This window comes from Mesorhizobium sp. GbtcB19 (assembly GCF_019091085.1).
Lineage (GTDB): Bacteria > Pseudomonadota > Alphaproteobacteria > Rhizobiales > Rhizobiaceae > Mesorhizobium.
In genome coordinates this window covers 1-245 of the sequence record NZ_JAGXJY010000395.1, presented here as the reverse complement: position 1 = coordinate 245, position 245 = coordinate 1, and the positions used below count along the sequence as shown (strand labels likewise).

Sequence of the window (245 nt, the reverse complement as noted above, 5' to 3'; positions counted from 1 at the left end):
ACTGGAAGCGATCGACGCGATGTCTGAGGCGCTCGATAGCTTTGTCGTCGACGGCATCGTGCACAACATCCCGTTCCTTTCGGCGCTCATGCAGCATCCGCGTTGGCGCGAGGGGCGGCTGTCGGCCGGCTTTATCGCCGAGGAATATCCGGACGGCTTCGCGCCGGTCGCGCCGGACGGCGAGGGGAGGGCGGGATTCGCCGCCGGCGCAACGGCGATCGGACTTTTGCGCCGCGACCGGCCCG

At 68.6% G+C, this 245-nt stretch carries 1 pseudogene; it reads left to right on the top strand.

Annotated elements, in window-relative coordinates:
* A pseudogene (locus KVT37_RS32565) lies at positions 1–245 on the top strand (acetyl/propionyl-CoA carboxylase subunit alpha); the annotation flags it as partial.